4 protein-coding genes are annotated in these 17,582 nt (G+C 66.6%); all 4 read right to left on the bottom strand.

Annotation, left to right across the window (positions count from 1 at the left end; genetic code table 11):
• Positions 1–99: 99 nt before the first annotated feature.
• From ID554_RS22630 to ID554_RS22615, 4 genes are read right to left on the bottom strand one after another with little or no spacing between them, the layout of a single operon-like run.
• A complete protein-coding gene (locus ID554_RS22630; RefSeq protein ID WP_117230880.1) occupies positions 100–2,376 on the bottom strand; it encodes a UvrD-helicase domain-containing protein in 2,277 nt (758 codons plus the stop codon).
• Positions 2,373–9,116 carry a DEAD/DEAH box helicase gene (locus ID554_RS22625; protein ID WP_117230879.1) on the bottom strand — a complete coding sequence of 2,248 codons (6,744 nt, stop codon included), beginning with the start codon at positions 9,114–9,116 and terminating at the stop codon, positions 2,373–2,375. The genes ID554_RS22630 and ID554_RS22625 overlap by 4 nt, the downstream gene beginning before the upstream one ends.
• Positions 9,113–14,623, bottom strand: a complete 5,511-nt coding sequence (locus ID554_RS22620) for a hypothetical protein (RefSeq protein ID WP_117230878.1) — start codon at positions 14,621–14,623, stop codon at positions 9,113–9,115. The genes ID554_RS22625 and ID554_RS22620 overlap by 4 nt, the downstream gene beginning before the upstream one ends.
• On the bottom strand, positions 14,620–17,574 hold the full coding sequence (locus ID554_RS22615; protein WP_223884202.1) for a DEAD/DEAH box helicase: 2,955 nt from the start codon (positions 17,572–17,574) through the stop codon (positions 14,620–14,622). Before ID554_RS22615 ends, ID554_RS22620 begins: the two co-directional genes overlap by 4 nt.
• Positions 17,575–17,582 lie beyond the last annotated feature (8 nt).

Genomic DNA, 17,582 nt, shown 5'->3' with positions numbered 1-17,582 from the left:
CTCCGGTACGAAGTTCTTGCTTGGTCGCAGAACCAGATACCGGAGACCTCTTCAGTTATCGATCACCGCCACGCCGTGACTTCTGCCGGCCCATGGGACTTACGAAACACGCCTTAACAGTGGGCTGGGTGCACCGTGCCAAGTGATGGCTAGTACGTCTCGGGCACGGGTCGCGGCGACGAACAGCAGCGACCGGGCCTTGCGTTGCTCGATCTCGTACCGCTGCGGGTCGGACCGGCGGTGACGCTCGATGTAGGGACGTGGAATCGCACCCTTGCGCACCCCGATGATTGCCAGCCGCTGATACTCAAGACCCTTGAACCGGTGCATCGTCCCCACGTGAATCTCTCCGTCGCCGCGCGGCCCGTCCTTGGTGAGTTCGGCGCAGGTCAGGCCACCCCGTGTCTCCAGGTACTCGATGACCTGGGTCAGCTGTTCGTGATCCGCGACAGCGACCGCGACGTGGCCGGCCGGGTCTTGGCGGGCGCCATCGTTGTCGGTCGAGAGTTCGTCGTGCCATCCCTGTAGCAGGGTGCCGACGCCGGCCAGTTCATCCGGCCAATTCTGATATCCGATGAAGGTCGGTGTGGGGCCATGCAGGACGGACCGGTATCCGGAGAGGTTGTCGACGCCGTCGTCGAGATCGTCGTAGACGGTCTTGTTGCCCTCGGCGATCCGGAGGGCGTGTTCCAGGATCTCGCGGGTGGTGCGGTAGCTGAGTGTCAACCGACGTGAGCGGCCCCGGATGTTGATGCCCAGGGCTCCCAAAGAGACCTGGTGGTCATAGATCCGCTGGTGGGTGTCGCCGGCAATGAAGAGGTCATTCGCGCCCGGCTCAACCATGGCGCGCAACATCTTCCAGTGAGCGGCGCGCAGGTCCTGGGCTTCGTCGACTACGACGTGCCGGTACCGGCACACGAAAGGCCGAGAGCCGGAGCTGCCGTCAGCCGTCGGATGCGAGCCTTGGTACCGCTCCGCTGCGGCGGCACGGTCGATCTCGAAGCGGGCGGCGCGTTCGGCGGCTTGGCCCCAGGTCTCGGCGCCGAGCTTGTCCAGACGGGCGGCGAACTGCTCGATGAGCTTCCAGATCTGGCTGCGTTCCGGGCGGGTGAGTGCGCGGCCACGCCCGCCTCGCCGGGCGCTGAAGTAGTCCGACCGGCTTGTCAGCGCCTGGCCGAGAATGACCTGCTCCCATTCGTCGAGGAGAAAGTCGGCCTCCCAGCGCTGTTCGTCGAGTTCGAGGAGGAGCTGCCGCATCTCGATCATGGCTGCCTGATCGCTGATGCGCTTGCGCCGGTTGCGCTGGTCGGTGTTCTCACCGATGACGCGGGCGGCGAGCTGATCGATGTGCATAACGTCAACCCTCGCCAGCAGCTCCGGTTCGCTGATCAGGGAGGTGAGGCGGAGCCGCAGGTCGGCGGCGAGGTTGGCGGTGAAGGTGGTAAGCAGAATCTGCACGCCATCGCCGGTCAGCTGCTCGACGAGATACTTGACCCGGTGTAGCGCGACGACGGTCTTGCCGGTGCCCGGACCGCCGGAGACGCGGGCCGGACCGGTGTATTCACGCCGAGCGGTTTTGGCCTGGGTCGGGTGCAGGTAGTGCTTCCAGCTACGGAAACTGCCCTCGTCCAGGGCAGCCTGCACGTCGTCGTCGATCGACGAAACATTGGTTCGGCTGACCGCGGTGGAGATGTCGGCGAGGTCCGGCTCAGCTGGCAGTTTTACCGGGCGGGTCACCTCTTCGAGCACTGAGTCGATGCTCATCCCTGCCGCGAGTCCGTAGAGCACGTCCTTGGACAGCAGCGGTGCACCCGAGACGAGTCGGTCGAGTTCCTCTTCAGTAGTGACAGCCAAGGCCAGGTCGATGAGCTGCTCGGCAACGCCGAGGTCGCGGAGTTGGCCGGCCGTGTAGACGCCGAGTAGGGGCGGCCGGTCTGGAACCTGATCGGGCTCTGGAATGGGAGCCGGCCTTGGCGGTACATCATCGGGCTCGGCCGGGGTGAGCGTGATCCCGGCACGCTGCAGGGAGCTGTCGCCCATCACGGCGAGGTCGACGAACTCCAGCTCTCCGGTGACGCGGTTGACCGCTACCTGGAGTTCGTCGTACACGTCCTTGCGATGCCGGACCGCGATGATCAGCCAGTGCTGGCGGCCACGCTCGTTGGTCTCGACCGGAATGAGCAGTGCCCGGTACGACTGGTTGATCTTGGCGCGGTGGATGCGGGAGTCGCCCTTGAGCTTCTTCAGATCCAGGCCGGGCTGATCTGGGTTCTTCCGAAACCGGTGGCAGAAGTCGTAGAACAGTCCCTTGACCGTCCGGTCGAGCTTGTAGAGCTCTTCCTCGGCCTTGTAGTGCAGGCTGAGTCGCGCGGTCATGACTCGGAGTCTTCCATGTCGGGCAGCAGGTCTTCGAGTGCGTCGAGGTGTTGGAGCCACTCGGCCGCGGTTCGCATCGTCCAGCCTTCCTCGGCGTATGCCTCGTTCCGGCGCCGTGCGTCGGTGTCATCACCGTGCAGGGCCACTACTGCGATCTTGAAGTTTGGCAGGAGCCAGGCAAAGTCGACCTGCCAGCGGCCGGCGCCGAGTTCGTAGCCGAACACGGGGGCGCGTTTGCCCCGGTCGGCCAGCCTGCGGGCGAGAACACCGAGGTCACCGCCGTGTTCCGGCTCATCATCGAGGATCTCCAGGATCTCGTCGTCCCACTGCTGGTCCCGCGGTCCGGACGTCGCCGCAGCGGGTTTATCGACGCTGATCGTCGGCTTCGGCGGCGGCGGGCCGTTCAGCGAGTCGAGTTCGCCGACGCCACCGCAGACGACGAGGGTGTCGAGGTCGAATTCGGCGGCGGTGCTGTAGGCGAGTTGGACCCCGTCACCGCCGTCGTACGCGAGGAACTGGGTGAGGTTCGTCCAGTAGAGCCACGAGCGCCAGCGCCGCCAGTGGCCATCGCCGGTGAGTGCGGCGTCACGGTCGTCGAGAGTCGCGAGCGCCGTCCAGCGCGGGTGGTCCGGGTCCTTGGCGTCGAGGGTGACGATGATCGGTAGCCCGCACTGATCGTGGGCCCGGAAAGCGTGCAGCGTAGCGTCGGGGTCCCTGGCAGGCGGGGGCTGTTCGGGTTGGCCAGCAGTGAGCCCGTTGAGTTCGGCACGGAGCGTCCGGGCCAGCTCCCGGCGATCGGTCGTCGCCGTTAGTAGAGCGGTTCCTGGCTCAGCCAGCAGTCCGGTCACCATCGCGCCCGCCGCTGACGCCCACCGCTGCTCGTCAGGGTCTCGCAGGTAGGCGATCAGAGAGTTCACTGGATTGGTGTAAATCATGCCGGTCAGCTGGGCCCGGTTGCCGTCGAACTCCTCGTAAGCGTCTTTGGCCTGCTCCTGCGCCGTACCTGAGTACGGCGGCCAGACCGGCCGGGTGGAGGTCGGCCGCTGCTCGAAGAGCTCGATGTCGGACCAGGTGACCTGGAAGACACGGTGGCCCTCGGCGCGTAGGCCGGTCCGCTGCCGGGCGTCCGACGCGATGCGGTTGTGCTCAGGGGTGGCGTGGAACCGGAAGCCCTCCAGGTAGACGGTGACACTCTGGCTAGGACCGTCTACCCGGTTGAATGTGAAGTCGGTCCTGGTCCGGCGCAGCTGCTGCTGGGCAGTCATCCGCCAGTGGACGAGGTCAGTACCACGGGCAAAGCGCAGGTGCCCGCTGGCGTGGCCGTCCTCGTTGAGCGATACGTCGTCGGTAACCGACACCCAGCCGCGCAGCAGGTCGAGGAAGCGCTGTTCAAGGTCGGATTCAAGTTGGCCATCCAGGCCGATCTTCCGGGTGCTGGCGACCGGTTCGGTCTCCCACCCGCCTTCGTCGAAGAGCAGCGAGCTGATCATCCGGAGCGCGGTGCTGCGGGAGACAAGGTCCTGCTGCGGTTCGGGGGTATACCGGTGCAGGCAGCGATGGCAGGCCCGGCGCTGCTCGTCCTTGCACTTGCAGTCGAGCAGCGCGGTGTGTGCCTTCAAGAGCACCTTCTGGAAGTCTTCGGCCTTGGTGAGCCGGTCCAGATAACCGGTGCCTCCCGGAAGCCGGTCGTAGAGGACCAGGAACCAGCGGCGTTCCCCGCTCGCCTGGTCCGGCATGGAGGCGACGGTGGTGTCCAGGTGCTGCGGGTCACCGCCGAAGTGCAGGTCCACGCCCATCCGCAGCGCGGCACGGAAGGAGTGCACCCGGGTGTCGACGTCGGCAGCCGCGGCCGGTAGGAGGATGCGCAGCGCCTCTGTCCGCAACTGGTGGGCGAGCAGGACCTTCTCCTGCGTGATGTTGTCTGGCTTGCCCCGGCGCAGCGGGCACCATGGGCGATGATTCTTCAGCTGCGGGTTGCGCGCCTGGGAGGAGGTGAGTGCGTCCGATTCGAGATTGAAGACCGGCTGGCCGTCCGCGCTCGTTGCCCCACATCCTGTGCAGACGTGGAACGGATTAAGCCGTACGGTGTGGCCGGCGAAGTCGTCCCGCGGCGGCGCGTCATAGCGGGCCGGCCCGACGTTGATGCGCCGGATCATCGCGCGCCGGCAGTAGTCGACGCCGAACGTCTGGTGCGTGTGCCGCCACGAACCGGGGGCAATCTCGTCGTCGGGGAAGTCGACCGCGTCGATGACGGTGTAGAAGCGACGGTCGCGTTCGTCCTTGTCGTCCCGGATACGGGCGTCTTCCCGCAGGTCACGCGAAGTCACGGTCGACGGCTCGACGATCTGGAAAAGGCAGCCGTCGTCGGCGATGTAGGTGCTGTCGCAGCGGGGGCAGGCAGACCGGTCGTGCACGGCGTCTTCCGTGCGGATGTACCCGCAACCCGGGCAGACGCGCCAGTGATGCCACTCGGGCCGGCCAGATGTGATGATGTCGATGCCGGTGATCTGGTGGCGGTAGCCGTTGACGTAGAAGGTGTTGCCGGGGGCGAACTCCTCCAGGGCGTATCGGCGGGGCCGCTGGTAGCTCACCGGTTTCGACTTGTACCGGGGCGTCTTGCCGTCCTTCGGGCTCACACCGTCCGGCCCGTACAGCGTGGCGTTGAGTGTGGTGACCGTGTCGACCAGGGCGTAGTTGGGCAGCAGGCCCAGATCACACAAAGCGCCCTGCGCCGTGGTGTTCCCGAGGTCCATCAGCCGTTTGCCGAGCGCACGCCGCTCGGCATCCAGCATCGCCTTCTCATCCGCCTCGTCTGGGTCGGAGTCGTGCAGCTCGTCGTAGGCCTCGCTGATTGTCCGGATCCGTGCCCGCAAGCCTTCGTCCTGGCGTCGCCATTCCCGCTCGGCTTCCTCCAGCGCAGCCCGCAGGCCGTGTGACGCGTACTCGATAAGATCGTTACGTGCATCTTCTGTGACACCGCGTGGCAACAGGTCGGCGCCGTCGTCGCGGGGAAACAGCCGGAGAAACCCCGCCACGAGTTCGGCAGCCTGGGTGACGGCGACCTCGATCAGGTCAACCAGATACCCGGACGGTCCGAACAGCGCGTTCACCCGGTCCGGCAGCGCCCGAAGAACGACGCCGTCGGGACGGGCGAGACGGCCGACCGCGGCCAGGTCGAGAAGGTGGGCGAGGTACTGCCGGCGCAGGATCTCCACCGCGGACAGGTAACAGCCCGGCGGCACGATCGTCCCGGCGATGAGTTCCTTCGGCTGATCCAGGAAGTACAGGTCACGTCGGGAGCGGTCGGCGATGGTCAGAAGGAAGGCGTTGCCGGTGCGACGCCCGGCACGTCCGGTCTGTTGGGCGTAGCCGGCCGGGCGACGGGGCAGCGCGGCGAGTACCACAGCGGAGAGGTCCCCGATGTCGATACCCATCTCCAGCGTCGGCGTGCAGGACAGGACATTCGGGTTCTTGAACGCCACTACGCCCGTCTCGTCGGGCTTGCGGCCCTGCTTGAACGCCTGCTCGACCCGTTCCCGCTGCTGGCGGGTGAGCATGCCGGTGTGTTCGGCGGTGTTAACCTGATAGGTGCCCGCCTGCCGGTAGAGCCGGCGGTAGTAGTCCTGGGTGTAGTCACGGTCACGCTGGTGGCGCCCGAGTTCCATCGGCCGGTTGCCGGCAATCAGGCGGCCGGTGCGGCACCGATAGGCCGGGCACCGCTGGCCGTGCCACTGGTCGAGCAGTGACGGATGCACCGTCTGCTCCCAGAAACAGACCGGGCAACGTACGAAAGCCTCCCGCACCTGGCTGTCGTCCAGCAGCAGGGCTTCGATGTTGCCCGGCTGCAGGCCGTAGATGCGGGCGGAGGAATCATTCGGGGTACGAACGGACAGCAGCCCAGCCGATGTCAGCTTGGGCAGCAGCCGGTACCAGAACTCCGGGATGACCTCCCGTGCCAGCCCGAGAGTGCGTCCCGCCCACCGCTCGTACCAGGACAGCCGGCCGGAGGCCACGTCGAAGTCACTGCCGTTCTTGGGCGCCGCGAGCAGGAACTTCGGCGCCGCGACCCGGTTCGGGAACGCTCGCATGCCCTGCGGACGCTGTCCCCAGATGAAGTACCGGCTCGTCCCGGCCTCGTCGATGTACTTGCTCAGCCACTTGTGCGAGACAGCGCCGCGGCTGCGAAGCCGTTCCAGAAATACCCGGACGAAACCCAGGTAGGTGGCGTCGTCGGCCTCCATGATCGGCAGGCCATCCCGGCCCAGATCGAGGTGGATCTCCTTGACCATCGCCGTGACGGCGGCCGGATCGGCGAGGTGGATGTGCGCCGCCGCGGTGCGGGTGAGCTCCAGCGTGCGGCCGTTGCGGGAGCGGAACCCGAACTCCATGAGCGTCTCGAACGCCAGCCGCTGCCCGATCAACTGCCAGGTTGCGATATCGCCACCACGCCCACGGCCGGACAGCAGGCGGTCGACACCGAGCAGGCCATGCAGATCCGGAGGTACGACCGCAGCGAGGGTCTGCGGATCGGTCGTCGCAGACACCACGTCGGCGATCAAATCGTTCAGAGCGGTGGCGGACTCCTGGCGCAGGTGCGCGGCGAGCAACGCCCGCAGCGAGAAGGTGTACGACCGGTTCGCCACGAACCCGGCCCGATGCGCCGCGTCCTGAACCGAGTCGTTGAACATGAGGGTCTTGTCCTCGAACGCCTCCTTGTCCAGCTCGCCAGCGGTAAACAGCTGCGTGATGGCCGCCGCGGCCAGCGCTGCCGCACCGGTGCCGAGGAAGCGGATGGCGTTGCGCTCACCGCACGCCGGGCACCAGTCCTCCGCCGCGGCCGTGTTGGCCGTCGAACCAAGGTTGACCAGTAGGAACGTCGAGTCTCGTGCGGTCAGTGCGGGTTGCCCTTCGTCGTTGTAGTCGGAGCCCGGGTCCGGTAGCCGCAGCCGCTGTCGGACGGCGTCCAGCACCATCAGCGTCCCACCAGGGCCCTGTGCCGCCGACTGTGCTCCGACACGCTGGCCGGCGTCGCGCATCGTGTTGCGGCCGGCGCCCTCGGCGGCCTCCCGGTCGGTGGCCGCGATCAGGTAGCGGATCCGGACCTTGTCCTGCCCCGTCGAGGCCCGGCGGATCTTGTAGCTGTCGAACTGGACGTCCCAGTCGTCGCTCTCCGGCGAGAAGACCGCCCAGCCGGAGCGACCACACTCCCGGCAGTAGACCGCCGGCAGGAACAGGTTCGCGGCCTGTCCGGCGGTCGCGGTCGTCACGGGTACCGTCACCACGCCCTGATCGGTGCCGGGATCGCGGGTCCCGGCGACGTCCCACCGGAACTCCGCCTTCGGCCACGGCAACACCCCACGCAGCAGCCGGGTCACCGCCCGAGCCCACTGGTGCACCTCGACATGCACGAACGGCCGGAGCTCGCCGGGCGGAGACTGAGGATCACGGGCGTACGAGAGCAGCGCCACGAACCTGGCCAGCGCCGCGGCGGCCTTCTCCGGCTGCCGAGTGATCGCCGACGACCAACTCTGCGCGCCGGCACGCCACATCAGCCGCAGCACGTCCGGGCCACTCTTCACATCGCCCTCAAGAGCGATGAGTAGCGCCTTGGTGAATAGGTGCCGTTTGAGTCGCCTTCCGAGCTCGATCTGATCCAGATCGTCGATACCGGTCACAGCATTCGCCAGCAGCAGGAGCGCATCGTCGCCGCTGGTTGGGTCCGGCAGAGCGAGCAGCTCGTCCGGCGTCGGGGTCGGCAGGATCACGTCCTCGTCCGGTAGCTCCCCGATATCGCGCAGTGGGATGAAATCGTCGATGGTGAGGCGATCCTCACCGACGACCGCCTCAGCGGTGAACGGGGTGCCGAACACCGCTGTCGCCACCTTTTGCAGATCCTCGGTGGCGCGCTCGTCGGACGCCGAGGCGAGCGTCGCCGAGGTGGCCACCGGGCAGATCGGGCCTAGCGGGCGGCCCTCCTCGCTAGCGCCCACGACGGATGCGAGCCGGCGCAGCAGCATCGCGACGTCGGTACCCTGCGCGCCGTCGTAGGTGTGGAACTCGTCCACCACCACGTAGCGAAGGTCCGCGTCCTGCCACAGCGGCGCGTCGTCGACCCGCTGAAGGAGCAGGTCGAGCATCTTGTAGTTGGTGATCAGGATGTCTGGCGGGGTCAGCTGCATGTCCTGCCGCCGGGTGTAGACCCGTTGGTACTGGATCGCGGCCCGGTCACCGATGTAGAGACCGGCAGTCAGGGTGCCCAGCTCGTCGCGATGCCCGAGAAGCAGCTCGTTGATCCGCTGCGCCTGGTCGGTGGCGAGCGCATTCATCGGGTACAGCAGCAACGCCTTCACTCCGGACCGCCCGGCCGTCCGCTCCCGGCGACAGTGATCGAGGATCGGATAGAGGAACGACTCCGTCTTACCGGAGCCTGTGCCCGTGGTGACCAGCGTCGGCTCCGGCACGTGACCATTCGCCGAGCTCAACCGGGCGAAAGCCCGAGCCTGATGGGCGTACGGCGTCCAGCCCTCCCGCCGCCACTCCAGATGCTGCTCCCAACCAGGCGTCGCAGTGGTGAACGGAGTCCTGATCCGCAGGAACGGCCCACGGAACATCCCCGACGTCTCGTTACCGAGGAATCGGTGCAGCGCCTCCCGGGCACCCTCGTCGGCCAGCGCGTAGGTGGTCGACAGGTACTGCAGCAGGCTCTCCTTCAGCCCACGCGCCTCCAGGGTCGGCCTCACTGATTCGCTGCCTTCCGCGCGACCGGATCCCACTCACCGCGAGCGATCGCGGCATCCAGCCGAGCCTGGAACACCGCGTGCGCTGCTGTCATCTCAGCCACCCGGTCCGCCTTATAGAACGGCGGCGTGAAGCCCTCCGGAGGCGCCACGGTCTTCGGACCGGACTTGTCGTTCTGGTACGCCTCGAACTGCGCCCAGCTCGCCTTCGTCTGTCGTTGGCCGATCGTCCGGGCATTGCCGGCGAGCTTCCACCCATCCGCGTCAAACCAGGTCACGGCCTCGTACTTCTGCAGAACGGGGAAGCGACCACGGTAGGCAGCAACCAGTGCCTCGGCGCTAATGCCAAGCCAGACGGCCACAAGGGCATCGATCTCGACCAGCGCTGCTCGCCGGTCCCGTTCGCTCCGCAGCGGCGTTTCCGAGGTCCACTCCGGGCCGACACCGCCCAGCGGTTGTGCCCCAGCCCAGTCCTGTGCCCAGGTCTCGCTGGCTGCCCACCTCGGGTTGTACAACTCGGCCCACAGATCCCGGTAAGCCGAGGTCAAACAGTTGAGCCGAAGCGTTCGAAGAAGGAGCGCACCTACAAAAGGATGATCTTCATCAGGTGCCGGCATGGCCTTGGAACCCGCCACCCGCAGGTCTCCCCGACCGGTCGCCCTCAGCAGATAGTCGAGAGGAAGTGACGCCCAGAAGCCCGCCGCCAGGACGTTGAGCCGGTTGTTCGGCATCGTCAGGGTATGCATCGCGTCGATGTGAGCAGGCCCGGGCGGGATGATGGCTGCATAGAGGGCGCGTTCGGTGTTCGGGGCGATCTGACGGCGCCAGGCGAGCCGGTAGAAGTCGACGTAGGGTCGGCGTGACCTCTGGATCAGGATGGCGTCGATCTTTTCCGGGTCGACGTCCGACTCGGGGATATTCTCCAACTCGGCGATCAGCGCCCGTGCGTCGCCGAGATCCTCGGTGTCGGAGCGGAGCCGCGCAAGCTCGACGTGATCGATCCACCGGTCATGAGCGTCCCGGAATGCGTCCTTGCGACCGGGAACCACGACGTATGCGGTGTCCGGCACGAAATCGGTCGGCAAGCTGACGAGATCGGCGCCGTAGGGATCGTTGCTGTTCGCATCGTGCCGCTTGAACACCGGCGTAGCGATGCTCAGTTGGGTTCCCTTCAAGACGATTTCGTCCCAACTTTTCGGCTGATGCTCTCGTCCCGTGTTCGGATCCGGCCTGTTGTAGTCGATCAGCCTCGTCTTCTTGGCGCCAGCCTCGTCGAAGCCTCGCGAAATCTGCGGTTCGAGCGATCCAATCCTGAGGGGGTAGATGGCCAACGCTTCGATAGCGGATGCCTCGGCGGTGCTTACCGGAAACAGCAGACGCGCCTGGCTGATTGGTCGATGCTCCTCGTCGAGCAGTTTCCGCCAGACGCCAAGAACCTCCTCGTTCACGGTCACGACCCGGCTCCGGTGAGGTCGCTCATCGAACTCGCGATTCATGAAACGGATGCCCGGAACGTCCCCGGAACCGTCGTGGTCGCCGGAGAGCCGCAGGGCGTCGGCCGACACCAACCACGAGAGATGGGCGAAGCTGATCTCTCTCTCGCGGCCGTACACATGAATGCCGAAGTGGGCCGTGTCGCCGACCGGACGCGGGAAAAACCGCTGACCCGAGTTGACAAAGTCGCCGTGGATGCGGAGCCGGTGATACGCGACGGCTCGCAGTGGCCCTTCCTTCTCGCCAGCGAAGTGGGTGTCCGGGTGCAGCATGCCAGCGGTCCCTCGACGCGACATGTGCGCCCAAATCTGGCACATGAAGGCACGGTAGAGATCCGGTTGGGTACCAGCCAGCAGCGGATACACCTGGGGTGCCCCGAGAAGCGCCACCGCCGCGCTGTTGTTGGTCAGTTCGTCAAGGACGAATGCCTTGATGTGCGGCTTCGTGAGTAGATCGCGGCGACGGCGTTCCTTGTCGGACTCGGATGGCCGGTCGGCGAGTTCGAACCAGGGCTCGTACTCGGCCATCACCGCGTCGAAGTCCCAGCGTGGCCGAACCCAGGGCGGGTTGCCGACCTGGAGATCGAAGCCGCCTCGTTCGGCGAAGATGAGTGCGAACTCCAACTCCCAGTGCAGGAAGCCCTGCCGGTCGGCGATGTCGCGGACGACCCGCAGCCACGGGAACCGGTCTTCCGGCGGCTTGGTGTCCATGTTGAAGAATCCGGACAGGGACTTCTCGAAATCCTTCAGCTTGTCGAGCGTGTCGTACGCGTCGAGGAAACTGTTTTGCGGGACGTCGGCGGTGCCGAGGACTGCTTCGAGGAAGTCGAGCCAGTCGTCGAGGTTCTTCAGGGGGATGACTCGGCGGAGTGCCGGTGCCGAGGACTTCGGGGCCTTCGCGGCCTTCTTTTGGGGCTGCTGCGTTACGGGTGCTGGCTCGGGCTCCAGACCCCAACCAAGTTCGTCAAGCGTCGTCTGGTCGCCGTCCATGGGGAAGAGCGTCATCGACCGCGAGATCATGCGCCGGGCAGCTGGCGCCGAGGGCGCAACCGCAGTAGATGTCGCCTGCTGCGGCAGTTCGGCTGGTGGCTGGGTGCCGGGAACCGTGGTGTCGATCAGCCTGGCCAGGCTGTCGTGTGTGATGCGGCCACTGACCTCGTACTCCTCGTCGGTGCCGTCGAGCAGCCCGGCCTGGTCGGACGGCCAGAACCAGAGGGCACACCAGGCGTCCATGACCAGCTTCAGCCGCCAGTACGGGGTGTCGACTGCCTCGAAGAGGTCCCTGAGCACGTCCTCCTTGGGTGTTGATCGCTCTTGCTGATGCAGGAAGCCGTACTCGGGTTCGTCCGCCCCAGCTCCCCAGATCAGGATCCGCCGGGCGATGTTCTGCTCGGACATGTCCATCCGCTTGACGACCGCGGCCCAGAGAAACTCGACTCGTCGGGCGGCGTCCCGGAGCCGGGTGAACTGGGACGGCTTCTCCTGCTGCGGCTGCTGGGTACGGGCCACCAGCTTCGGGGTGCCGTCCGCCTTGAGATGCGAGGTGTTCCGCGTCGGCCGCTGGAGGATGCCCTTCTTCCAGTCCGCGAGCTTCTTGTTCTGGTCGGTAGAAAGCTGTTTCGCCTCGGTGTTGCCCGCGACAGCGGCCCAGCCCGGCGTGGGCAGGAGAAACTGGTGCACAGCGTCGGCCGGCAGCGGCTGAAGGTTGCCGTACTCATCGCGCATCGGCAGCGGAGTCGGAGCCAGGGTTCCCTTGGCCTTGAGCCACTCCTTGGCGGTGGAGCAGACGTCGTCGGCAGCGTAGATCGCGCGCCGGGCGCCGATGAGCGAGTTCCCGCGCCGCAGATGCAGGCCGAACCAAGGCGCGAGCATGCCCGGGTGCATGGTGTTGAGCCACAGCGAGACCTCGGCCAGCTCGACGCCGGTCGGGTTGAGGTCGACGCCGTACGCGTTGTGTAGAGCGATGTAGGCCTTGACCCGCTGTTTCTCGGTGAGCACCTGCCCGGACGGGATGGACCGTCCCAGTTCGTCCTGCCGGCGCCGCAGGTATTCCTCGGCGACCTGGTTGATCGCCTCGTTGAGGAACGCGCCGGAGCCGAGCGCTGGTTCGCAGAGCCGGTACGACAGCAACGCCGCCGCCCGGGTCTTGATCGGGTTGCCGCCAGCGTCGCGTTCCTGGTCGAGCAGCTCCTTGAGCGCCAGCTCAACCGTGACCTTGGTCAGTGACTCCGGCGTGTAGTACGAGGCGGAGGTCTCCCGCTCACGGCCGGATAGTCGGTAGACGAACGAGCCCTTTGCGTACTTCTTGACGCCGCGCAGGCCGTGCCGGGCATCGGCCTCGTTGTAGCGGACCAGCGTCTCGTCGGGGTAGTCCTGCTGGCGGTGGGCGGGCACCAGCCACGAGCCCTCGTCTGGGTTTCCTTCGCGGGCGACCTCGCAGAGTTCCTCGTCGGCGATGATGCCGGTGTAGGACATCAAGCCCTCGTAGACGGCACCGAGCTGGTTGATGCCGAGGTTACGGTAGGAGACGAAGCCGCCGCGCTCGCCCTTCTTGCCCTGTTTCATGGTGAGCAGGCGCAGCACCTGGTGCAAGGCGGCGTTCCGGGGCCGTAGGTCGAGCCAGCGCGGATCTTCGTCCTCGTCGCTACGCGGGTCGAGGGTGCGGGTGCCGATCAGCCGGATGGCGCCCGGTTCGAGCAGGGTGCTGCGCAGCGCTTCGAACCGCAGTCCGTGATCCTCGCTGCGGCGTTCGGCCTTCTCCTTGCGGGTCGCCTCGTCATCGCCGGGGAGGTCGTCGTCGGGTTCGGTGCCGTACTGCCGGTGCCCGAAGTTGACCTTGTTGAACAACAGATCGAGGGACGCGTACAGATGGAAGCCGTTTCTCGACTCCTCCTCGACGAGCTCCTCGTCGAGGGCGCACAGCTCCCGCAGCCGGGCCATCGAGTAGCCGCTCTCGTAGCTGCCGTCGTCGGTCGGCAGGATGCCCAGCTCGGGCCGGGCCTCGGCGTAGAGCAGGAAGAGGATCCGGTAGAGGTATCGCAGGCACTCGCGGGTCAGCTCCCGGGCGAACGGCAGCTTCGGGCTCTCGATGTCCTCCGGGCGTACGTTGTTGCCCGGCTCCGCCATGCGGAGCAGAACCTCGTTGGCGAGGATTTCGACGGAGCGTTGCAGGCCGTGCCGCAGTTCCTTGGAGACGCCGACGGCGTTGGTGCTGGAGTTCTTCAGCAGTACGTCGATACGACGGGTCGGATCGTTGTCGCCGGGGCGCAGCATGTCGCGGCTGAACAGGGCGGCGATGGTCGACAGTTCGCCGGTCTGGGTCCGGTCGTAGCGTTCCAACGCCGTGTCGAGGTTCGCGGCGAGATAGCGCCCCTCGGCCCAGGTGCCGCGGTCGGCGAGGATGATCACGCCGCCGTGCAGCAGCAGGACGAAACGCGGGTGGGTGCCGCCGGGACCGCCGATCTCGCTCTGGAACAGCCACGACGCGAGCGCGGTGCCGCTCTCGTACTTTTCTGATCCGCTGACGTGCAGGGGATGCAGCAGGCGCCCGGCACCGTTCGGGTCGAGGGCCGCGTCGGCGTTGCCTGTCCAGCCGCAGTCGATCGCAATGATCTCGTCGGTGTGCAGCGCGACGGTGACGGTATGGTCGCGGCCGGCCCGATGCGCGACGAGTTCGAGCGGTGCAGGGTCGAAGCCGAGGGCTCGCAGTACCTCCTGGTGCCACTCGGTCAGGCGTTTGCGCCACTCCGGGTTGTCGTAGGTGGCTAGACGGATCGGGCCGTCGCCGTCGGCCTCAGCCGCAGCAGCGAAGTAGCGCCGGCCGTCCTCGCCGAGATAGCTGCCGCGCAGACCACGGATCAGCTCGCGCGGCGTACGACGGGGGTCGTTCTCGTCGCCTTCGCGCCCGGTCCATACCGCGAAGATCCCTTTCCGCAGGTCGGTGTCCAGGTCCTCGGCCAGGTAGTGCGCGGAGAGGTACTCGCCCCGGTTGGTGAGTGAGTCGTAGTCGCGGCTCATCCCTGTGTCCCCTTCACCCCGTCGGCGAGCGGTTCCAGCACTGCTAAGAGGCGCAACATCGGTGCCCCGACCGATTCCAGCGATGCCACCAGCTGAATCAGGCGGTCGGCGGTGCTGTCGACCTGCCGGTGATCCAGTCGCGGCCCGGCGAACAGCGCCTCCTGTTTCCATGTGCTGACCTTCTTGCGGTACGGCGCCAGCGCCTCCTTGACGCCATCGCGGTAGCTGCCCTCGATCTCGCTGAAGTAGCGGCGAGCTTCCTCGATCGCGTCTGATACCAACTTCGTCAGTCCGTCCAAGTCACTTGGTACCGCGCGGGCCGGCATCCGCGGACCGAGACCGTATTCGGCCAGCAGTTCTGGAGTCAGCTCCCGGGTCTCGGGAGCATCGGGAAGCCCGGTAACCGCCATCCACTTGACGATGGTCGGCCGGCCGAGCCGGTTCGATGCGATGCCTTGGACGAGGAAGACCGGCTCGGTCACACTCGCGGTCAGGACTGGTGCCTCGTGCCGACCGACCTCGACGAGCACCTTGTCGGTGAGCCAGTCCAGCACCGGATGGACGTCGGTCACGTAGGAGACCGTCGGCCATTGCGAGTGCGAACTCTCCCGTGCGGCCGTGAGCCGGCTGTCGGCGAGATCCTTCGAGAAGGTGATGCGCAGCCGGCCGGGCGAGTCCGGGCCGGGCAGGATCTGCTGCTCCTTCAGATACGAACGGGGCAGCGACCGCAGTCGGTACAGCAGGTCCGCTGGCGGCTCGAACGCAATGGTGCCGTTGTCGTCGCGGTAGAGCGACAGTTGGTCCTCGGGATTGGGCCGGCAGATCTGCCGGAGACCCTCGTCGAAGTAGTCCGCCGTCGAGGAGAAGAGTGTCACGACCTCCGCTCTGCGGATTTCCTTGCGTTCCGGGACAGCGCCGACCTGGCCGACGAGCTTGGCTAGGAATCCGGTCCGGCCGGCGCGGGACTTCTTGATCGACTGCTCGACGGTACGGCCAGCGACCAGGTCCCTGATCAGGCGATCCTCTTCCTCCGACGCCCGGTACAGGCCGGTCACCGCCTCCGCAGAGCCCTCGATCTTGTGGGCTTCGGCTTCCCTTGCCAGCAGCTTCTCGCCGACCAGCCGGTCGTCCAGGGTGCGTGGCGCGCCAGACTCCGGATCGGTGCGCCACGGCAGGTCGCTGGTGAGCACCAGGGCCCGGAACTGCGGTGAGTGTTTCTGCCCGTACCGGTCGATGCGGCCGTTGCGCTGCTCGATGCGGATCAGTGACCACGGCAGGTCGTAGTGGATCAGGATGTGGCACTGCTGGTGGAGGTTGACGCCCTCGGAGGCGATGTCTCCGGTGAACAGCAACCGGACCGGGGCGTCACGCAGTCCGAACGCTTCGACGATGCGCTGTTGCTCCTCGTCCGAGGTCGATTCGCCGTGCATGACCTGTACGGCGCCACCGAAAGCCGACCAGGGTTTGCGATCGGCAACCTCGGCGGTAGCTGGGAAGCCGAGCACGGCGGGAACGGTCTCGGCCAGCCACGTGAGCGTCGGGATGCGTTCCGAGAAGACCACGACCCGGGTGTCCGACCCCGGTCCGACGCCGAGTTCACGCAACTGCGCCACCAGGGCCGTCAACTTCGACGCGTCGTCGTCCTGGATGTGCGCAGTCAGTTCCTGCAGCGTCAGGAGCGCTGCCCGCTCCGCAAGCCGCGCCTGATCGCCCGGCTTCTCGGCCAAGGACGTGCCGATCGTCTTCAACCGCGTCCGGATCGTCGCTCGCAACGCCCGGTGCGAGGAGAGGAACGACTTGAGAAGCTGATACGGCACCAGCTGATGGGTGCTGACCGAAGTACCGCCCTCGGCCGGGATCCATCGTTCGATCAGTTCCGCAAAGACTGCGGTCTCTGCCGCGCTGGCCTGAACGTGCACTGGCGTCGACGGCCCGCGATCCGGCCAGGAACCGGTCAGCGAGTCGCGTACCTCAGGCGAGGTCTTCGTCCGGCGAATGTAGAGATGCTCAAGCTGGTCGACATCGTAGTTGCTCGGATCGGCGATCGCGGCCTCGTCCAGCATGTGAATGAGCTCGGCGAACGACTCCGCCCGGCCGTTGTGCGGCGTGGCTGACGCGAGGATCAGCGCGTCGGTCTTGCGAGCGAGCAACCGGGCCAGCTCGTTGTTCTGGGTGCCCCGGTTGACCAGGTTGTGCGACTCGTCGATGACGACGGCGTCCCAGTCAGTCTGCTCCAGATGATGGGCGTAGACGGCGCTCTTCAGCGTGTCCACCGAGATGATCGCCCGCTTGAAGTACGCGAACGGGTTACGTCCCGCCGGAATCTCCCGCTGCACCCGCTGGATGCCGGTCGAGTCCAATCGGACAAGCGGGATGGCAAACCGCGTCCACATCTCCCGCTGGAACTGCTCCAGGATGTGCTGCGGCGTCACCACGAGGATCCGCTCGCCGCGACCGCGTCGGATCAGTTCAGCCAGCAAGATCCCGATCTCCAGGGTCTTGCCCAGGCCCACCACGTCCGCGATCAGGATCCGAGGCTGCGGGTTCTTCATCGACAGCGCCAGCTCAGCCGGCCGCAGTTGGTGCACCTGCGGATGCATCAGGAACCCGTCTGCGAGCGCGAGCCCGTGCTCGGTCTGCGGCAGCGCAGTCTTGCGGAATACCGCCTCCAGGAACAGCCGGGCCCGCCGGTGGTTCGCCGAGTCGTCCGCCACCAGCTTGGTCTCGCGCGGATCGAGGATTCGGATGTCGTCGAGGCTCTGATAGAAGATGGCTTCCTCGCCGCGGACGAACGGCGACACCCCAGTGACCTCGATCATCCACCTGTCGCGCCTGGTGAACGTGCTCTTGCGTATCAGCCACTGCTCGTCACGAACGAGTACCTGCGACCCCGGCGGAAAGCCGGCCGACACCTTGCCCTCGCCGGTTGCGGTCTCGGCCTCGATATTCACCCTTTGCC

This window comes from Micromonospora craniellae, from assembly GCF_014764405.1.
Classification (GTDB): domain Bacteria; phylum Actinomycetota; class Actinomycetes; order Mycobacteriales; family Micromonosporaceae; genus Micromonospora; species Micromonospora craniellae.
This window is presented reverse-complemented; position numbering and strand designations above follow the sequence as displayed.